Here is a 19,252-nt window from a genome sequence, read left to right on the forward strand (position 1 = left end):
ATGCCATCAGAAAATTACGGCGCCGTTCGCGCCTTACGGTTACGCAAATACTCGACCACTGACTGCTGGTCACCAGCGAACTCAATCCGGCCCGCCTTGCTCTCGCGCTGGTAGGCATACATAGGATCGTAGTACTCACCGAGCAGTGCCTCGATCCAGGCCCTGTGCAGGTCGACCGATCCGCTGCGTGCCTGCTCCGCAAGTGCTTGATCCATCAGCAATGCCAAGCGCTGATAACGCTCACCGCCGAGTCGCTTGCTGATATTGACCAGACTTTCCTGCAGACGCTCGGCAAAAGCCGCGAAACCGCCCTCACCCTGCTCATTGATGAACTCAGCGCACAGATCGATCACGTAGTCCTTGAGAATTCTCTCGACGCGTCCTTCCAGTGTGTCCTCGAGCCAGACCAGCGCGAACTCCTGCATGCCGTTGAACAGCGGCAGCGGAATCGAGCAGCGTCCTACCAGACGCGCCTCGTCTTCGACGACAAAAGTCTCGTTGCCGGCCGCACGCATTTTCAGCAAGCGGATCGCCAGCGCATTTTCGAACTCGATCTGCGCCGGCTGCGGTGTGGCACGCTTGCCGAAGCTGGAGCCGCGGTGATTGGCCAAGCCTTCGAGGTCCAGGCTGTTATCCAGTTGCGCCAGCACTTCGGTCTTGCCGGTACCGGTCATACCTCCCACCAGCACGAACCCACACTGCTCAACGGCCTGGTCGATGGTGTCGAGCAGGAAATGGCGCATCGCCTTGTAGCCGCCCACAACTCGCGGATAGTCGATGTCCATTTCGTCTTTCAGCCACTGCTGGACGATTTTCGAACGCAGGCCACCACGGAAGCAGTACAGATAACCATCCGGGTGAGCACGGGCAAAATCGGCCCAGGCCTGCAGCCGTTCGGCCTTAACCTTGCCGGAAACCAACTGCTGCCCCAGCTCAATCGCGGCCTGCTGGCCGTGCTGCTTGTAGCAGGTGCCGACCTTCTGGCGCTCAATATCGTTCATCAGCGGCAGGTTGACCACACCAGGAAAGGCGCCCTTGCCGAATTCCACCGGGGCGCGGGCGTCCATCATGGGAATGTCGTTGAGAAAGAGCTCGCGAAAATCTTCGGTATCGCTGCGCATCAACGAACCTCGACCGCGTGACCGCGCGCTTCGACCAGCTGGCCGATCGGCTCCAGCGCAAGGCCCAGTTCGCCGCAAACGGCGAGAAACTCCGCCTCGCCTTCCGGCGCTACAGCCACCAACAGTCCACCACTGGTCTGCGGATCGCAGAGCAGCTGCTTGTGGCGCTCGTCGAGCGCGGCGATACGCTCACCATAGCTGTCAAAATTACGCTGTGTGCCGCCAGGTACGCAGCCCTGCTCCAGGTAGTACTCGATGCCCGGCAAGCGCGGCACGCGGGTGTAGTCGATCTCGGCAGTCAGCCCGCTGCCATCGGCCATTTCCACCAGATGGCCAAGCAGGCCGAAACCCGTGACGTCGGTCATGGCACGAACACCCTCGAGCTTGCCGAAGCGGCTGCCAGGTGTATTCAGCATGCACATCCAGTCCCGCGCCAGCCCGACATCTTCGACGCGCAGCTTGGCCTTCTTCTCGGCGGTGGTGAGGATGCCGATGCCCAATGGCTTGGTCAGGTACAGCCTACAGCCGGGGGTGGCGGTGTCGTTGCGCTTCATCTGCTGCTTGTTCACCAGACCGGTCACGGCCAGGCCGAAGATCGGTTCGGGCGCATCGATCGAATGCCCGCCAGCCAGCGGAATACCTGCAGCGTCACAGACTGCACGGCCACCGGCAATCACCTCACGGGCGACCTCCGGCGGCAACACGTTGACCGGCCAGCCGAGGATTGCAATGGCCATGAGCGGATCACCGCCCATGGCGTAGATGTCGCTGATCGCATTGGTCGCGGCAATCCGGCCGAAATCGAAGGGATCGTCAACGATGGGCATGAAGAAGTCGGTGGTCGACACAACGCCGCGCTCCTCGTCGATGCCATATACCGCTGCGTCATCGCGCGAGGCATTGCCGACCCACAAACGCGGATCAAGATTCTGCGCACCGCTGCCGGCAAGAATCACGTCCAGCACCTTGGGCGATATCTTGCAGCCGCAGCCGGCGCCGTGACTGTACTGGGTGAGGCGGATCGGTTCGCTCATCGGACTCTCTCGTGACACATGCAAACGGGCGGCGATTGTAGCAAAGGCCGTCGGCGGTTCGCCGATTGGCACAGCGTTCGATCAGCGGGTGCAGCAGTTGCTGGCAGGAACCGATCAGCGCTTGCAGGCTCGCCGGCCAGGCATGAAGCTATCGCTAGTGCCACAGGGAGAACCGCATGAGTAAGAAAGTTGCACTGGTACTAGGATCGGGCGGGGCTCGGGGCTATGCGCACATCGGCGTGATTGAGGAGCTGGAAGCGCGCGGCTATGAAATTGCCTGCATCGCCGGCTGCTCCATGGGCGCCGTGGTCGGCGGCATCTACGCGGCGGGCAAGCTTGACGAGTATCGCAGCTGGATCGAGAGCCTCGATTATCTGGACCTGCTGCGCCTGGTCGACCCGAGCTTCAGCCTCGGCGCAATTCGCGGGGAAAAGGTCTTCGGGCGTATCCGCGACATGGTCGGCAAGATCTGCATCGAGGATCTGCCAATCCCGTTCACCGCGGTTGCCACAGACCTGACCAACCAGCAGGAGATCTGGTTTCAGGAAGGTAGCCTGGAACTCGCCATGCGCGCCTCGGCGGCCATCCCCAGCCTGTTCACACCAGTGATGCAGGGCAACCGCATGCTGGTCGACGGCGGGCTGCTCAACCCCCTGCCAATCGTTCCGGTGGTGTCGTCGCACTGCGACATGATCATCGCGGTCAATCTAAACGCGAACAACCACAAGCAGTATCCGCTGCCTGAGATCGTCCGCCCGGGACGCTTCGACTCTCTGGTCCATTCGATCAGCTCGCATATCCCGTTCTGGCGCAAGGATGAGGCTGAGCTGGCAGGTCAGCTCGAGGATCTACGTGCCGGCGAGCTGCTGCGCGGCGATCAACCGCCTGCCGCGCCGACCAGTCAGAGTGCGCCGAGGTCCGCAGAAGGCGCGACGGTGATTGACGTCACCGGCCCGGCATCGCTGCTGGACCTGATCAACCAGAGTTTCGACGTCATGCAGTCTTCGCTAGCGCAATACAAGATCGCCGGATACCCACCGAACGTGCTGATCAACATTCCCAAGCGGGCCTGCCGCTTCTATGAGTTCTACAAGGCCCCCGAGCTGATCGCACTAGGGCGCATCGTTGCCCACGATGCGCTGGTTCGCTACGAAGAGGAACAATGAGCGGCGGGCTCTCGCTCACTGGCCAAGCGGTTCGCGCGGCTCACTTGTGAGCACGGTCGACTCGTGCGACGGCATCGTCGGCACTTCCTTGATCAACCAGTCACCCAGCAGGCTATAGGCAACAGCAAGCAGGGTCGGGCCAAGGAACAGCCCCATGAAGCCGAAGGCTAGGATGCCGCCGAACACGCCGAGCAGCACCACCACCAACGGCAGGTTGCCGCCGCGGCTGATCAGGTAGGGCTTGAGCACGTTGTCCACGCCACTGATGACGAACATGCCCCAGATTCCGAGGAAGATCGCCATGCCGTAGTCGCCCTGCCAGGCCAGCCAGGCGACGGCAGGCCCCCAGATCAGTGGTGGCACCATGATGAAGCTGCAGGCAAACGTAAGTAGTCCGAGCACCAATGCACCCGGTATTCCGGCAATGAGAAAACCGATGTACGCCAAAATTGCCTGTGCTGCAGCCGTACCGATCACTCCGTTGACCACACGCTGCACCGTGCCGGCAACGAGCTCCAGGTAATGATCGGCGCGCCCGCCGATCAGCCTGTGCAGCAGGCTGTGGATGAATGCGGAGAGACGCGGCCCATCCCTATAGAAAAAGAACACCAATACCAGGCTCAGCGCCAACTCGAGCATCCCACCACCGATCCGCGCGCTGCGCACCAGCAGCCAGTTGGCAACCTGCCCGATATAGGGACGGATGCTGGCGATCAGCGCGGTGCCCTGCTCATCGACGGTATCCCAGAAGCCCAAGAGGGTATCGCCAATCAGCGGCAGTTCCGCCAGCCAGGTTGGCGCAGGCGGCAATCCTTCGACCTGAAGGTCGTGCAGCAGCGCATTGGCCTCGCGGATCTGATCAGCGATGTTGAACCCGAGCCATACCAACGGCACCGCTACCAGCACCATCCAGCTGAACGTCAGCAGCGCGGCAGCAAGCGTCGCATTGCCATGCAGCCAGCGCGTCAACAGACGCATCACCGGCCAGCTGGCGAATGCCAGAACCGCGGCCCAGAACAATGCGGAGGCAAAGGGCGCCAGCACCCAGAGACAGGCGGCAAGCAGCCCGAGGAGCAGAATCTGCACCAACAGGCGATCATTGTTGAGCATGGGTAATTACTCTACGGAAGAACAGCGGACGCACCCTGACGTCAGGGTGCGTGGGCGAAGTCAGCTATTGCAGCCGCTACGCAGGATCAGCGCAATAGCCTGATGAGCAGGCCCGGCTCCTGGGACTCATCGACTTCCAGTCGACCGCCGCGGATACGCTCGACGATCAGTGCCTCACGCCAGGCTGCAGCACCGCGGCCCGCAAGACTGACGCGCGTGGTGCTGTCCAGGCTCATTACATTGGCCAGCAAAGCCCCCCACTCGGCAGTCGGTTCGTCAGCCAGACGCGGCAAACGAAGTTCACCGGTACTGCGCAACTGCCGCAGCAGCGTTGCCGCCGTAGGCAGCACCGCGGCTAGCGGCTCATCACTTTGTAGCTGTTCGACGTGCAGATAGGGTCGGCCGTTGCCTCGGGTGATCCCGTACAAGGCAACCAGGTCGTTCTCGGCGTCGGGCAGACGGGTCAAAAGATAGGCCTGTTGCGCTTCCGGGCCGTAGAGCATGGATTTTCCGAAAATGGCGTTCGCCCATAGGCTGCTCGAACCACACTCGCGGCCTTCGCACCAAAACAGCAGCTCGGCACCCTGACGCAACAACTCGCCGCGGGCCTGGGTGAAGGCTTCGATACCGGTGTGCGTACTCGGCAACTGATAGGTAACCGCCGTCAGCTCGCCCGAGACAACCACCTGTGTGGCCATGCGCAGATTACCGCTGATGCGGCGAATCGAATCCTGGGGATAGATACGCTCCTGCACCTGCGACTGCCGATAATCGACGATCTGAGCCTGAGCGAAACGTGGCAGCCGCTCGAGATCGGCACTGCCGGTAACGTCAGCGGCCACGGCAGCAGTGGATATCAAGACCGATGCCGCTATCCATGCACTTCGCATAACACTCCTCAACGGATTACCCGTGACTGTTTGCCGGAACTCAGCGAATGCGGAAAGCCAAGGTTCGTCATGGCAAACGCAAGGGCGCAGCCGTGGGCCGTCGCGACTCTGAAGCAATCAATCATTGAGCTGGCTCTGCTGGAAACGTTGCCTCCCAGCCTCGCCAGTTGGCAAAAGCAAGTCAAGCGAGGCTTTGCGAGAGAGTATTGCAAACGTCTGGCATCGCTCAGCCTTGAAAGAAGGCGTTGAACACCGCAGCCACTGCCTGCGCGCCCGCCTCGTCGTCCAGATGCAGATGATGGCCGCCGGCAAGCCGCTGCACATCGAAGGGAAAGCCAGCGACCAGCTCCATCATCTCCGGCTGGTTCATCAGGCCTTGCTCTGCCAGTACCAGCCTGGTCGGACAAGCGACCTGCGCGATAAACGCCAGCGCATGGGCACGCGTCAGCCGCATCGCCGATGGCAGCATAAGGCGGGCATCGGTGCGCCAGGTGTAACCGCCTGGCACGGGCATGAGACCGCGTTGTGCCAATAGCTCGGCCGCCTCGCGACTGACCGCGCCGACGCCCTTCATGCGTGCTTCCACCGCCTGGTCGAAACTTATGTAAACCGGCTTGCGCTTATCGTCGACCGCAAGCAGCGCCTCGAGCGCCGAGCCAAGCTTACGCGGCGCACTGTCGGCCTCGCCGGTGTAGGGGATGGCTCCATCGATCAACGCCAGGCTCTCGATGCGCTTGGGCAGCGCGCCAGCAAGCAACACCGAAATGATCGCGCCCATGGAATGCCCCAGCAAGGAAAAGCGCTGCCAGCCGAACTGCTCGGCAACCTGCAGCACATCATGGGCGTAGTCCCAGATGTTGTAGGCGGTGCCAGCTGGGCGATGCTCTGAATGCCCGTGGCCAGGCAGATCCAACGCAACGATCCGCAGCCCCTGAAGCTGCGGCGCAAGACGGCTGAAAGTCGCGGCGTTGTCCAGCCAACCATGCAGAGCGATCACAGGCTTGCCGTCGTCCGGCCCGTACAGATGCGCCGCGACCTCAAGGTGCGGCAGACTCAGTCGGACTTCCTCGAATACCACGCTCATGCCACCCCCTCGGAAAGCTCGGCATGCCTGCCCCAGCGACCGAGCAGCTCCCGCAGCTGATCGGCCGTTTGCTGCGGCCGCTCGAACGGAAACATGTGACCACCAGGCAGCGTATGTGCTTCGCCGCGCGCCATCAGCCGCAGCAGATAGGCGTGATGCGGCAGCACCACACGGCTGTCGCGCCCACGCACCATGGCCAGAGGAATCTTCAATGCCGGCGGCCAACCCGGGGTGAGATGCGGCACGCTACGGTAGATGCTGATCTCGGTCTGCGGATCGAAACGCAGGCGCATCCCCTCCCCGACGGGTTCCAGGCCGTGCTCGATATAAGCTTCCAGGCACTCAGGATCGAAGCTGCTGAACAGCGCCTTGCCGGCGAAATAGGCACGCGCCTCCTCGACGCTGGAGAACTGCTCGCGACGTCCGAGGGTACGCCCGGCCGGCGTCAGCCGATCGATGAAGCCCAGGCGCTTGGCGGCCCAGATCACGGTCTGGTCGAACCAGGTCGGAAGCGGTGAATCCAGCATGACGACGCCGTGATACAGCTCGGGCCGCAGCAGCGCGGCGCGATAATGCAGCATGCCGCCGAGCGAGTGCCCTACACCCCAGACCGGCTCGTGCAATCGTTCGAGCTGTTCGAACAACTCATCGAGCAGGTTGCTCCAGTTATCGTCCACCGGAAAGCGCGGGTCATGGCCGTGACGGTCCATGTGCGTGACCTCGTACTCGGGCGCGAGGGCATCGAACAGCTTGCGATAGGTCGCTGAAGGGAAGCCATTGGCGTGGGCGAAGAAGATACGTTGGGACATGAAGGCATTGCCGGGCAGACTGAACCATCATTGTCTGGCAGGCCTCGGCAGGCGGCAATCGACATAGGCCTGCCGAATGAAGGGCATTCAGGCCAATCAGCAGGCCGCAATGTCGCCCTGTGTTGGCATCAGCCTGCCACGTTGCCCTTGTCCAGCGGCACGATGGCGACGGTTAGCCGGGAGATACAGCTGGGCTTGCCATCCTCGCCACTCAGGCGAATGTCCCATACATGCGTCGAACGTCCCAGATGCACCGCTCGGCAAACACCGGTCACGCGGCCACTGCGTAGACCACGCAGATGGTTGGCATTTACTTCCAGCCCGACGCAATAGAACTTGCTGGTGTCGATGCAGTGATAACTGGCCATCGAGCCGAGGGTTTCGGCCAGCACCACCGAGGCGCCACCGTGCAGCAGGCCATAGGGTTGGTGGGTACGGGCATCGACCGGCATGCTCGCAGTGATCGAGGCGTCATCGAACGATTCGAAGCGTATGTCCAGCAGCTCGCTGATGGTGTTCTTGCGGTTGCTGTGAAGCTCTTCCAGGTCGGGCTGACGTTGCCAGATACTCAAGGCGTGTACTCCTGATGGTTATTGTTCTTCGGTTAAGCTCGTCTCAACCGGTAACGCCAAGCGAGCCGCACCAACCCTAGCTAACGTGGTGCAGGGACACCAGTCGCATCAGGCCTCCGGCGATCGCTTCGCCTTCCAGTTCAGCCAGCGAGGCAGTCGCCATGGGCAGCGGATCAGCGTAATGGCCGTTGATCAGCCAGCCCGCAAGACTGCCCACAAATGGCTGATGAGTGACCAGCAGCAGGTCGCTCTCGCCGCGCAGATCCAGCTCGCGCAACGCTGCCTCCAGGCTCGATTCGGGCGTGGCCCAGTCCACAATTTCACGCTCGCCGCTGAAGCCCAGCGCCTTGCACACTTCATCTGCGGTCTGTTGAGCACGCTTGAACGGGCTCACCAGCATCGTCTGTAGCGGCTTGCCCCGCAGAAACGTGGCGCTGCGGCGCACGTCACGCCGTCCACCCTCGGTCAGATTGCGTTCAGCGTCGGTACGGGCCTGCGGCTCGGCTTCGCCATGGCGCAGCAGCCAGAGCCTCATGGAGTCGGCCCCTGATGAGAGTCTTTCGGCTCGACCGGCGGCACTGGCGGGACCGGGTTGGTCAGCTCGACATCGGCCGGCCTCGGCGTCGGCCAGTCAGAGAGCGGCCAGGGCTTGCGTTCGGTATTGAATGTGGCGAAGCGACCAATCTGCGCGATGTACTGGCTGAGGCTGTCACCAAATCCCTGCAGGCTGGCGTCGGGATGCCCCTTGACCAGCCGCATCACCAGCTGCAGTACCACCACCACCAGCAGCGCCAGTTCGGCCAGCTGCCAGACAAAAAAGAAAATCAACATCCAGACGGCCCGCAGGATCAGTGATTCCCGGTCCGTGGCCTGGTTCGATTGGTTCATGGAGGTTTCCCCTAAGCTCGGCTCAGAATCCGTCGGTTGAAATGAAATCTACATCGGTCTTCGGCTCGCCGCGCATCAGCACACCGATGATCTGATCCAGCGTACGCCCCTCGAAGAGGATGGCATGTAGACCCGCGACCAGCGGCATGTAGACCTGCAGCTCCTCGGCCTTGCACTTGAGCACCTTGATGGTATTCACGCCTTCGGCGACCTCGCCCAGCCGGGAAACCGCCTCGTCCAGGCTGAGGCCTTCACCCAACGCAAAGCCCACCTGAAAATTGCGGCTCTTTTGTGATGTACAGGTCACGATCAGATCGCCGACGCCGGCCAGACCGAGAAATGTCATGGGGTTGGCCCCGAGTTTCACGGCGAATCGCGTCATTTCCGCCAGCGCCCGGGTAATCAGCATGCTCCGCGTGTTCTCGCCCATGCCCAGAGCAGCAGCCATGCCCGCCATAATCGCGTAAACGTTCTTCAGCGCCCCGCCCAGTTCGACGCCAAAGCGATCAGAACTGGCGTAGACACGGAAAGTGCGACCATGCAGCACTTGCTGGACGCTGCGGCACAGTGCCTCGTCCTGGCTTGCCACGACCGTCGCGGTCAGGGCGTGCTCGGCCACTTCTCGCGCCAGGTTAGGGCCGGACAATACGCCGATGCGAGCGTCTGGCGCGATCTGCTCGAGAATCTGGCTCATCAGCATGAAACCATCGGCCTCGATACCCTTGGTCGTGCTGACTAGCATCTTGCCGCCCAGTTGCGCCGCGAACGGCTGCAGTGCCTGACGCAACGCACTGGAGGGCAGCGCCACGAAAATCAGCGCGCATGCATCAAGAGTCGACGGCAGGTCGGTGGTCGGCTCCACCTGCGGGAGTATCTGAACACCCTTGAGATAGCGTGGATTCTGCCGCAGCGTCCGGATGCTTTCGGCCTGCTCGGGGTCGCGCATCCAGAGCAGAACGCGGTGACCGTTTTCGGCCAGCAGATTCGCGATCGCGGTACCGAAACTACCGCCACCGAGTACGCCGATGGGTTGCTGTCGTGTCATGTGGGTTCCGTCGTGGGCCATCCGAAGTGGCAGTGCCGGCATTATACGTTTCGTGTTCACAGCGGCCAGCGCAACCGCCATGCCCAGCGAAATCATCCAGTTACAGTTGCATCTGACTCGCGTAAAGAGGGCGTCCCAAGCGATGAAAATGGACTTCTGCCACCCTATGCAACCGTCACTGCAACGATTGTCTATAGAGGACAAGCTGTCGCAAGGTCCTCGTTATCTTGTCAGGAGTGTTAAAGTAGCCGCCCAATTCTGTCTTTGCGCCTTCAGCCGCAGGTACGGGTTGAATGGCGTCGCTGTTGGCAGGCTGTGACTTTAGCCACAACACGGCAGTCTATGACTAGTCTTGATGATCAGGCCTCGAAAATCTGGCCCGGTATGTAAGCAGCAAAGCCCTTCGCAAGGGGCCCATTGAGGAATACGCATGACCAAACAACACGCCTTTACTCGGGAAGACCTGCTTCGTTGCAGCCGCGGCGAACTCTTCGGTCCCGGTAATGCGCAACTGCCCGCGCCGAACATGCTGATGGTCGATCGTATCGTTCACATCAGTGAAGTGGGCGGTAAGTATGGCAAGGGCGAACTGGTCGCCGAACTGGATATCAATCCTGATCTCTGGTTCTTTGCTTGCCATTTCGAAGGTGACCCGGTCATGCCCGGCTGCCTGGGGCTCGATGCCATGTGGCAGCTGGTCGGCTTTTACCTTGGCTGGCAGGGCAACCCCGGTCGCGGGCGCGCGCTGGGCTCCGGCGAAGTGAAGTTCTTCGGTCAGGTTCTGCCGACCGCCAAGAAAGTCACCTACAACATTCATATCAAGCGCACCATCAGTCGCTCGCTGATCCTCGGCATCGCCGATGGCACCGTCAGCGTTGATGGCCGCGAGATCTACAGTGCCGAAGGTTTGCGCGTCGGCCTGTTCACCTCTACCGACAGCTTTTGAAGGACATCCGCATGCGTCGCGTCGTGATCACTGGCCTGGGTATCGTTTCCTGCCTCGGCAATGACAAAGAGACCGTCTCTGGCAACCTGCGTGCCGGCCGCCCCGGCATTCGCTTCAACCAGTCCTACGCGGACATGGGGCTGCGCAGCCAGGTTTCCGGCTCCGTTAACCTGAATCTGGAAGAGCTGATCGACCGCAAGGTCCTGCGCTTCATGGGTGACGCTGCCGCCTACGCTTATCTGGCGATGGAGCAGGCTGTGAAAGACGCCGGCTTCAGCCTCGATGACATTTCCAACCCACGCATCGGCCTGGTGGCCGGCTCGGGCGGTGCTTCGACCATCAACCAGATGGAAGCTATCGACATCCTGCGCGAAAAGGGCGTCAAACGCATCGGCCCATACCGCGTACCGCGCACCATGAGCAGCACCGTTTCCGCCTGCCTGGCCACGCCGTTCCGCATCAAGGGCATCAACTACTCCATCGCTTCGGCCTGCGCCACCAGCGCGCATTGCATCGGCCATGCCATGGAACAGATCCAGATGGGCAAGCAGGACGTGGTCTTTGCCGGTGGTGGTGAGGAAGAGCATTGGAGCCAGAGCTGCCTGTTCGACGCCATGGGTGCGCTGTCCAGCCAGTACAACGGAACGCCGGAAAAAGCCTCCCGCGCCTACGACGCCAAGCGTGACGGTTTCGTCATCGCCGGCGGTGGCGGCATGGTGGTAGTCGAAGAGCTGGAGCATGCGCTCAAGCGCGGCGCCAAGATCTATGCAGAAATCGTCGGCTACGGCGCCACTTCCGACGGCTACGACATGGTCGCACCGAGCGGTGAAGGCGCGCTGCGCTGCATGCAGCAGGCGATGTCCACCGTCGATACCACCATCGACTATCTCAACACCCATGGCACCTCCACCCCGGTGGGCGATGTGGCCGAGATCAAGGCCGTGCGCAACATGTTCGGCGACAAGATCCCGACCATCAGTTCGACCAAGAGCCTGTCTGGTCACTCGCTGGGGGCCGCTGGCGTCCACGAAGCGATCTATTCGATGCTGATGATGGAAGGCAACTTCATTGCTGGCTCGGCCAACATCGAAGAGCTGGATCCGGAAGTTGCCGACATGCCGATTCTTCGCGAAACCCGCGAGAACGTGCAGCTCGACACCGTGATGAGCAACAGCTTCGGCTTCGGTGGCACCAACTCGACTCTGGTGCTGCGCCGCTACAAGGCGTGAGTCAGGTCAGCGACACATGAAAACGGCGCCCTCGGGCGCCGTTTTCGTTTCCGCATCAAGGCCGATCAGGCGTGTTGTTCATCGCTCGCATCGATATCGCCATGGGCGATACACGAGGCAGCGGTAAAGAGCACATCGGTGGAAGAATTGAGCGCTGTTTCAGCCGAGTCCTGCACTACGCCGATTATGAAGCCCACCGCCACCACCTGCATCGCCAGGTCGTTGGAGATACCGAAAAGGCTGCACGCCAGCGGAATGAGCAATAGCGAACCACCGGCGACACCCGAAGCGCCACAGGCACAGACCGCGGCGAGCAGGCTCAGCAACACGGCTGTGGCAACATCGACCTGAATCCCAAGGGTATTTACCGCCGCCAACGTAAGCACGGTAATGGTAATCGCCGCCCCACCCATATTGATCGTGGCGCCCAGCGGGATGGACACCGAATAGGTGTCCTTGTGCAAACCGAGACGCTGGCAGAGCTGCATGTTCACCGGAATGTTGGCGGCAGAGCTGCGAGTGAAGAATGCGGTGATACCGCTTTCGCGCAGGCAGGTGAACACCAGCGGATATGGATTGCGGCGAATCTGCCAGAAGACGATCAACGGATTCATCACCAGAGCCATGAACAGCATGGCACCGACCAGCACCAGCAGGAGCCGCACGTAGCCCAGCAGCACATCGAAGCCCGATTCAGCCAAGGTGCCAGCCACCAGGCCGAACACACCAAGCGGGGCGAAACGGATCACGATCTTGACGATCAGCGTGACGCCATCGGACAAATCACTGATGAGCCGTCGAGTACTGTCCTGCGCATGGCGAAAGGCAAAACCCAGGCCGATTGCCCAGGCCAGGATGCCGATGAAGTTGCCGTTGAGCAGCGCCCGCACCGGGTTGTCGGCGATGTTGAACAACAGCGTCTGCAACACCGCGGCCACGCCCGAAGGCGGCGTGACATCGGCCACGCCGCCTACCAAGGTAAGCGAGGTGGGAAACATGAAGCTCGCCAGCACCGCGACGGCGGAAGCACTCAGCGTGCCGAGCGCGTAAAGCAGGATGATTGGTCGGATGTGGGTTGGCTGCCCGCGCTTGTGGTTGGCTAGAGAAGACGTTACCAGCACGAACACCAAGATCGGTGCCACCGCTTTGAGCGCCTGCACGAATAGATCGCCGAGCAGCGCCAACGACTTCGCCGCAGCAGGCAGAAACAGGGCAAGCAGAGCCCCGGCGACCAGTCCAACGACGATCTGGGCAACGAGGCTGGTACGACTGATGAAGCGGATGAATCGAGGCATATCGGACATAGGCGCGTCTCGCAGCTAGGAAGGAACGACCCAAGAATGGCCATTCCTGCCATGGAAAAACGCGGGATGGTACGCCGCTAGCCCGCCCATGCCCAGCGTTCTACTGTCACGGGCGGCCAAAAGCGGATCGCCGCCGGCAGCAGGCGCCGTTGCGGCGCCCCTACGAACATCAGACCTGGAAGCGCGCCACGAGATTGTTCAGGTCGATTGCCAGCCGCGCCAACTCCTGACTGGCCGCGCTGGTCTGATTGGCACCCGCCGAAGACTGCAGCGACAGATCGCGAATATTGACCAGGTTGCGATCCACCTCGCGGGCGACCTGCGCCTGCTCCTCCGACGCGCTGGCAATCACCAGGTTGCGCTCGCTGATCTGGCTGATCGCGCTGGCGATGCCATCAAGCGCCTCCCCGGCGGCGCGCGCGAGTTCCAGTGTGGTCCTGGCGCGCTCGTTGCTCAGCTGCATCGCGTGCACGGCTTTGTCGGTCCCCAGATGCACGTCGCCAATCATCTGTTCGATCTCCTGGGTCGACTGCTGGGTGCGATGCGCCAGTGCACGGACTTCATCTGCCACCACGGCGAAACCACGCCCCGCATCCCCGGCCCGCGCCGCCTCGATCGCAGCATTGAGGGCAAGGAGATTGGTCTGTTCGGCGATCGAACGAATCACATCCAGCACCTTGCTGATATCGCGCACCTGACCGGCGAGGCGCTCGACCTCGGTGGCCGTCTGGGTGACGTCATCAGCCAGCATTCCGATCGAGTCGACAGTGCGGATTACCTGCTGACGCCCGTGTTGCGCCGTTTCATCGGACTCTCGGGACGCTTCAGATGTAGCCACCGCATTACGTGCCACTTCGTCCACGGCAGTGGTCATTTCATTCACCGCGGTCGCGGCCTGCTCGATTTCGTGATTCTGCTGGTGCAGGCCGCGGGTGGAGTCTTCGGTTACCGCGTTGAGCTCTTCCGCCGCAGAGGCGAGCTGTCGCGACGAATCGCTGATCGACTGGATGGTACTGCGAAGATTGCCCTGCATGGTTTTGAGCGAATTCAGCAGTTGCGCAGGTTCGTCGCTACCCTGGACGTCGAGCGTCTGCGTCAGGTCGCCTTGGGCGACTACCCTGGCCAGTTCCACGGCCTGGTGTAGAGGCCCGACAATACTGCGGGTCAGCACCGTAGCCAAAGCCACGGTCGCTCCCGCGACGATGACCATTGCCAGAATCACGCCATCGAATGCCGTCTCGGCTACCTCGCCGGAAATATCGGCTGCTTCCATGGCGCGATCACGGTTGAATTCCACCAGGGCACGAATGGCTGCCGACGCGTTGCCTGCATGCTGATTGAGTTCACCTCGCGTCAGGGCGATGGCATCCGCATCACGCCCCTGCCCCGCCAGCTCGACGATCTGTCGCTGAATATTCTCGTACTGGTTGAACGATTGCTCAAAGCTCGCCAGTTTGCCGCGTCCCTCAGGGCTCAGGATCAGCCCATCCAAGGTCTTGCGACTCTCGGCCAGGCGCGCCTTGAGTGAGCCGATGGCGGAGACGGCGTCACGCAATTCTGCAGGGTCATCGGTTATGAGCATGCGCAAGGTGGTTGCTCGCAGGCTCATGAATTCATCGTTCACCTGGCCAAGCTGAATGATGCTGGGCAGCCAGCGACTGTCGACCTCTCGCGCCTCTTTTTGCATGGCAGAGATTTCGTATAAGGCGAATCCGCCCAAGAGAAATACCAGCAGCGCGACGATGCCGAAACCTACGCCAGCACGCATTGCAATTTTCATATTCCTGACCATCTAGAACCTCCAACGTCCATTGATAACCATCCTATCGGCGTGGAAATTCCGAACTTGAAAAACGAAAATAAGAAAATGACTTATCAGTCACAGCTCTAGCACGGGCCCTACAAGCACACGAGTGTTACCTGGAAACATCAGCGCATAATCAAAAAAAAGCCCCGGCAAGCGGGGCTTTTTCTGGTTTTGGTAGTCAGACGCGGAAACGCGTCACCAACGCATTGAGGTCTACCGCGAGCCGCGCCAGCTCCTGGCTTGCCGCACTGGTCTGGTTGGCGCCTGCCGAGGATTGCAGCGACAGGTCACGGATATTGACGAGATTCCGATCCACTTCGCGGGCAACCTGAGCCTGCTCCTCCGAAGCGCTGGCAATGACCAGATTCCGTTCACTGATCTGACTGATTGCGCCGGTGATGCCATCGAGTGCATCGCCTGCAGCCCGGGCCATATCCAGAGTGGTACGGGCCCGCTCGTTGCTGATGTGCATGGCACTTACAGCCTTGTCGGTACCCTGATGGACGCTGCTGATCATCTGCTCGATTTCTGCAGTGGATTGCTGAGTACGGTGCGCCAGGGCCCGGACCTCGTCAGCCACGACAGCAAAACCGCGCCCAGCATCGCCTGCTCGGGCCGCTTCTATCGCCGCGTTCAGCGCCAGCAGATTGGTCTGTTCGGCGATGGAGCGAATCACTTCGAGTACCTTGCTGATATCCCTTACCTGCCCGGCCAGGTGCTCCACCTCGCCAGCGGTATTGGTGACGTTGCTGGCCAGCAGATTGATCGACTCGACCGTCTGCATGACTTGTTCGCGCCCACGCAGCGCAGTGTCACTGGACTCCTGAGAAGCCTCGGACGTGGCGACGGCATTGCGCGCCACCTCGTCGACCGCGGCAGTCATCTGATTGACGGCAGCAGCTGCCTGCTCGATCTCATGGTTCTGCTGGTGCAAGCCGCGCGTCGAATCCTCGGTTACGGCATTGAGTTCTTCAGCTGCCGAAGCAAGCTGATTGGATGATTCGGCGATGCCTTGGATTGTCCCGCGCAAACTACCTTGCATGGTTTTGAGCGCGTTCAACAGACGCGCCGGCTCATCCTTGCCTTCTACAATGAAATCAACAGTCAGGTCGCCAGCAGCGATGCGCTCGGCCACCGAGACCGCCAGGCCCAGCGGGCCTACAACGCTGCGCGTGAACATCCAGGCAAGCAGCACGGTGAACGCGGCGGCCAGGACGACAGTCGCCACAACCCACGCAAAACCGGTATCGAATTGCATCGATGCACGATCAGCTGCGTTGCCTGCCTCCGTGCTGTTGATACGCTGAAGCTCGTTAAGGGCAGCCGTAACGTTGTCCGCGTGCTCATTGATTGCGCCATTGGTGATCGCCACAGCCTGTGACTGCTCGCCACGACCAACGTGTTCAGTGATGCGCTGCTGCATCGGCAGGTACTGCTCGAAGGCCTGTTTGAAGCGTTGATAGCCCGCCTTCTCTTCCGCGGTAGTCAGCAGCTTGGCGTACTGAGTGTCGCGCTCGAGTACTTCAGATCGCAGCTGGGTTAGACGCTGCGCCGTGCTTTGCAGGATTTGCGGGTCCTCGGCCAATGTCATGCGCAAGGTGAGCGCCCTAATGCGCATTACCGCGATGTTCAGCTCACTGACAGCCATGATGCTTGGCAGCCAATTCTGGTCGATTTCCTTGTTTTCCTTACGCATGTTGGTCATTTGGTTCAACGCGAACAGACCAAGAAACAAGACGAGCAAACCGATCAGGCCAAAGCCAAGGGCGGAACGTTTACCGATAGTGAGGGTGCGAATAGCCATGGGACTACCTTCTCCATGAAATAATGAAACGGCGCCACAACCGTGACCTGCTTCATTATCGGAAGGCTTCCCCGTCACTTTAATATTGGCGCCAACTTTTCGTCTCACCCCAAGGCGCTCACTGACAAACGGTCCGACTGGCCATCAGTCCCTTCAGAATGGCCACTAGTGGCCGGTTACATGGAAGGTTCGCTCGGTCAGCAAGCGATCCCCCTGAAAGACCATCAAGCGCCACTCGCCCGGCACCATCTCATGGGGCTCGGTAAATTCGAATGCCATGACATCTGCTTCAGCTCCCGGCATCAGGCTTTGAACGACCTCGAATTTGTCATGACGCTTGCCATCAGGGGTCACGACACCCGGCGTCAGGTAAAGCAGGGTCAACGGCGTATCACCCTCGCGCTTTCCCACGAGGCGGTAGCGCATGCCAAACTTGCTACCAAGCCGCGCAGGCACGTCTGCAGTCTGACGAATAGATTGATCGCGGCGGCTCAAAACACGTTCTCCGGGCTCGAATTCCTTTTTGGCAGTTTCGAAGACTCCGTATTCGATGTCCCCGACTATCTCCACCTGCGCTTGCGCCGCGGAAACGCTCAGTCCCAGCACCAACACCGCTAGCGTCCAACGAGAAAACGACATGACCTGCTCCGACATATTTGAAGCAGGCAGGTTATGACGTGACGATTACAGGCTCATGACGATCAGCGCAGGTCAGCCTGCCGTTTGCGGGGCAGCAGGGCAAGAAAGTTGTCGCGCGCGACACCCTGTGCCACAGCCTCCGGCAATGCATCGAGAAAAGGTGCGAAGGCATGCATGCCAGTAGCGAGATTGTCGAAACGACCGACCACATCGGAGCCGATCACGAAGCGCGTGGGATGGCGCTCCACCAGCTCGACCCACTTCGGATCCGGGCGCTCGTTTTCGTCCAGCAAGTACGGCTTGAGCATGGTCCAGGACAGATCGATATACAGGTTCGGATAGTCATCCAGCAGACGACTGACCGTCTCGTGCAGAAACGTCAGTTTCTCCTGATGCCGATGCAGTTCCATGCTGGTTCCCGCATGCGCCCAGATGAAGCGCGTATGCGGATGATTGCGCAGCGGCTCTTCCAGCTCGACGAGGTACAGCGGGTTGCGCTCGCGCTTGGAGGTGATGTTGGAATGCAGCATCACCGGAAGATCGAACTCGGCGGCAAGGTGATAGACCCTGGCCAGCGCCTCGTTGTTGGCCCGCGGCGTATCACCTTCGGTCAGCGCAGTGACGTCGTCGTGGCGGGTAAAGATTTCACCCAGGCCCTGCCAGAGGCCTGGATGCAGCTCTAGCATCCGGCGAATATGCGCATCGGCATTTTTGTCATTCGGGTTGAAGCCGGACAGAAAGGGATGGAAGCGCTTGCGCTGCCGTTCATCCAGCTCCTCCAGTGCCGCTGCGACCAGCACATCGGTCGCGCTGTACCAGTACACCGGTGCATCGTCACCGGCGTAATAACGCGGGCGCTTGGGCTCGTTTTCGTGCCACTTCTTCGCAACAGGAATGCCACTGATCATCACATGGTCGATGCTGCCGGCGTCCATCGCCGCCAGCAGCTTCTGCATGCCATCGGTTTCCTGGAAGAAGTCGACATAGTGCAGATGCGCGTCGCTATAACGGTAGTCGCGCTCTTGCGCCGCGAGGATGGGCGAGAAAACAAAGAGCGCGGCGAGGGAGATAATTCTAGGAATGTACAAAGCGCGGTCCTCCTGACAGCCAGCGAGTAGACCGTCAGCATGCATCACCGTTCAGACACATCGAACAGCAAGCGTATCGCCATCTTGCATTTCCACCCGACCGTTATACCCCCAGTAGTATTTGATCACGGTCAAATCGGTAGCCCTGAGTCGCCGCTAGTATCGCCAGACATCATCCAATGCGCAGCGCGACGCCATGCGCACCATCGTCGGTTGATCAGTGAAGGAACAACACCATGCCAATCAAAACCATCAGCGCTCACGGAGAGTTGAATGCCGGAATGGCCATCGTAGTGGAGTGTGGTAATCACCACCTGACGATGGATCAACCGAAGAGTGCGGCGGGCCAGGATCTCGGACCGACGCCGTTAGAGGCGATACTGGCGGCCGTGGCAGGATGCTTCGGTACCATCGGACGCTTCATTGCTCATCAACAGAAGATCGAGCTGCGCGGCATGCGCTTCACGATCGAAGCCGACTACGATCCCGCCGGGCTCCTCGGCCGCGACCCGAGCGTGCGTCCCGGTTTCCAGGAGCTGCGAGTAAACGTCGACATTGATGCCGATCTGGACCGTGCCGCAAAGCTGGCTCTATTGGAGCAGATAGAACGACGCTGCCCGGTTGCCGATAACCTCAGCCATGGCACACGCCTGGTCAGTACATTGCTCTGAGCTGCTGGAACGAAAACGGCCCGTCAATGACGGGCCGTTATGCAT

General features: G+C 60.7%; 19 protein-coding genes. 4 read left to right on the forward strand and 15 right to left on the reverse strand.

Going from position 1 to position 19,252, the window contains the following annotated elements; all coding sequences use genetic code 11:
- Positions 1-14: 14 nt before the first annotated feature.
- Both mnmH and selD read right to left on the reverse strand, forming a co-directional pair.
- Entirely contained in the window at positions 15-1,121 is a 1,107-nt protein-coding gene (gene mnmH / locus SM130_RS12675) for a tRNA 2-selenouridine(34) synthase MnmH (protein ID WP_102825690.1), read from the reverse strand.
- The gene (gene selD / locus SM130_RS12680; protein WP_102825689.1) at positions 1,121-2,155 is read right to left on the reverse strand and encodes a selenide, water dikinase SelD; all 1,035 of its coding nucleotides are present in this window, start codon (positions 2,153-2,155) and stop codon (positions 1,121-1,123) included. The genes mnmH and selD overlap by 1 nt, the downstream gene beginning before the upstream one ends.
- 176 nt (positions 2,156-2,331) lie before the next feature.
- Here selD and SM130_RS12685 point away from each other — a divergent pair, with 176 nt between their 5' ends.
- Complete coding sequence (locus SM130_RS12685) at positions 2,332-3,321, forward strand: patatin-like phospholipase family protein (RefSeq protein WP_102825688.1); 990 nt, start codon at positions 2,332-2,334, stop codon at positions 3,319-3,321.
- 15 nt (positions 3,322-3,336) lie between these two features.
- Here SM130_RS12685 and SM130_RS12690 read toward each other — a convergent pair whose 3' ends face one another.
- The 8 genes from SM130_RS12690 to SM130_RS12725 form a co-directional block, all read right to left on the reverse strand.
- Positions 3,337-4,431, reverse strand: a complete 1,095-nt coding sequence (locus SM130_RS12690; RefSeq protein ID WP_102825687.1) for an AI-2E family transporter — start codon at positions 4,429-4,431, stop codon at positions 3,337-3,339.
- 86 nt (positions 4,432-4,517) lie between these two features.
- Positions 4,518-5,321 (reverse strand): DUF4892 domain-containing protein, encoded by an 804-nt coding sequence (locus SM130_RS12695; protein ID WP_102825686.1) that lies wholly within the window; start codon positions 5,319-5,321, stop codon positions 4,518-4,520.
- 226 nt (positions 5,322-5,547) lie between these two features.
- Positions 5,548-6,405 carry an alpha/beta hydrolase gene (locus SM130_RS12700; RefSeq protein WP_102825685.1) on the reverse strand — a complete coding sequence of 286 codons (858 nt, stop codon included), beginning with the start codon at positions 6,403-6,405 and terminating at the stop codon, positions 5,548-5,550.
- A complete protein-coding gene (locus SM130_RS12705; RefSeq protein ID WP_102825684.1) occupies positions 6,402-7,214 on the reverse strand; it encodes an alpha/beta fold hydrolase in 813 nt (270 codons plus the stop codon). The genes SM130_RS12700 and SM130_RS12705 overlap by 4 nt, the downstream gene beginning before the upstream one ends.
- 128 nt (positions 7,215-7,342) lie before the next feature.
- Positions 7,343-7,786, reverse strand: a complete 444-nt coding sequence (locus SM130_RS12710; protein ID WP_102825683.1) for a hotdog fold thioesterase — start codon at positions 7,784-7,786, stop codon at positions 7,343-7,345.
- A gap of 76 nt (positions 7,787-7,862) precedes the next feature.
- Entirely contained in the window at positions 7,863-8,321 is a 459-nt protein-coding gene (gene sixA / locus SM130_RS12715) for a phosphohistidine phosphatase SixA (protein WP_102825682.1), read from the reverse strand.
- On the reverse strand, positions 8,318-8,674 hold the full coding sequence (locus SM130_RS12720) for a DUF4389 domain-containing protein (protein ID WP_102825681.1): 357 nt from the start codon (positions 8,672-8,674) through the stop codon (positions 8,318-8,320). The genes sixA and SM130_RS12720 overlap by 4 nt, the downstream gene beginning before the upstream one ends.
- A 22-nt stretch (positions 8,675-8,696) precedes the next feature.
- Entirely contained in the window at positions 8,697-9,719 is a 1,023-nt protein-coding gene (locus tag SM130_RS12725; RefSeq protein WP_102825680.1) for an NAD(P)H-dependent glycerol-3-phosphate dehydrogenase, read from the reverse strand.
- Between the two features lie 430 nt (positions 9,720-10,149).
- Between SM130_RS12725 and fabA the strand changes: the two genes are divergently transcribed.
- Together fabA and fabB are read left to right on the forward strand one after the other, a co-directional pair.
- The gene (gene fabA, locus SM130_RS12730; protein ID WP_038660800.1) at positions 10,150-10,665 is read left to right on the forward strand and encodes a 3-hydroxyacyl-[acyl-carrier-protein] dehydratase FabA; all 516 of its coding nucleotides are present in this window, start codon (positions 10,150-10,152) and stop codon (positions 10,663-10,665) included.
- Between the two features lie 11 nt (positions 10,666-10,676).
- Positions 10,677-11,894 carry a beta-ketoacyl-ACP synthase I gene (fabB, locus tag SM130_RS12735; RefSeq protein ID WP_102825678.1) on the forward strand — a complete coding sequence of 406 codons (1,218 nt, stop codon included), beginning with the start codon at positions 10,677-10,679 and terminating at the stop codon, positions 11,892-11,894.
- Between the two features lie 65 nt (positions 11,895-11,959).
- Here the strand turns inward: fabB and sstT are convergent, their stop codons facing one another.
- From sstT to SM130_RS12760, 5 genes are all read right to left on the reverse strand, one after another.
- Positions 11,960-13,198: a serine/threonine transporter SstT gene (gene sstT, locus SM130_RS12740; RefSeq protein WP_102825677.1), complete on the reverse strand. Its 1,239-nt coding sequence runs from the start codon at positions 13,196-13,198 to the stop codon at positions 11,960-11,962.
- 169 nt (positions 13,199-13,367) lie between these two features.
- A complete protein-coding gene (locus tag SM130_RS12745) occupies positions 13,368-14,978 on the reverse strand; it encodes a methyl-accepting chemotaxis protein (RefSeq protein ID WP_102825676.1) in 1,611 nt (536 codons plus the stop codon).
- A 205-nt stretch (positions 14,979-15,183) separates the two neighbouring features.
- Positions 15,184-16,809: a methyl-accepting chemotaxis protein gene (locus SM130_RS12750; RefSeq protein ID WP_102825675.1), complete on the reverse strand. Its 1,626-nt coding sequence runs from the start codon at positions 16,807-16,809 to the stop codon at positions 15,184-15,186.
- Between the two features lie 165 nt (positions 16,810-16,974).
- Positions 16,975-17,448: a DUF3859 domain-containing protein gene (locus SM130_RS12755; protein WP_102825674.1), complete on the reverse strand. Its 474-nt coding sequence runs from the start codon at positions 17,446-17,448 to the stop codon at positions 16,975-16,977.
- Between the two features lie 62 nt (positions 17,449-17,510).
- Complete coding sequence (locus tag SM130_RS12760; RefSeq protein ID WP_102825673.1) at positions 17,511-18,536, reverse strand: amidohydrolase family protein; 1,026 nt, start codon at positions 18,534-18,536, stop codon at positions 17,511-17,513.
- Positions 18,537-18,772: 236 nt separating this feature from the next.
- On the opposite strand from SM130_RS12760, the gene SM130_RS12765 reads away from it, so the two are divergent.
- Positions 18,773-19,207 (forward strand): OsmC family protein, encoded by a 435-nt coding sequence (locus tag SM130_RS12765; RefSeq protein ID WP_102825672.1) that lies wholly within the window; start codon positions 18,773-18,775, stop codon positions 19,205-19,207.
- The last annotated feature ends 45 nt before the right edge of the window (positions 19,208-19,252 follow it).

The organism is Stutzerimonas stutzeri (assembly GCF_038561965.1).
Classification (GTDB): domain Bacteria; phylum Pseudomonadota; class Gammaproteobacteria; order Pseudomonadales; family Pseudomonadaceae; genus Stutzerimonas; species Stutzerimonas stutzeri_AA.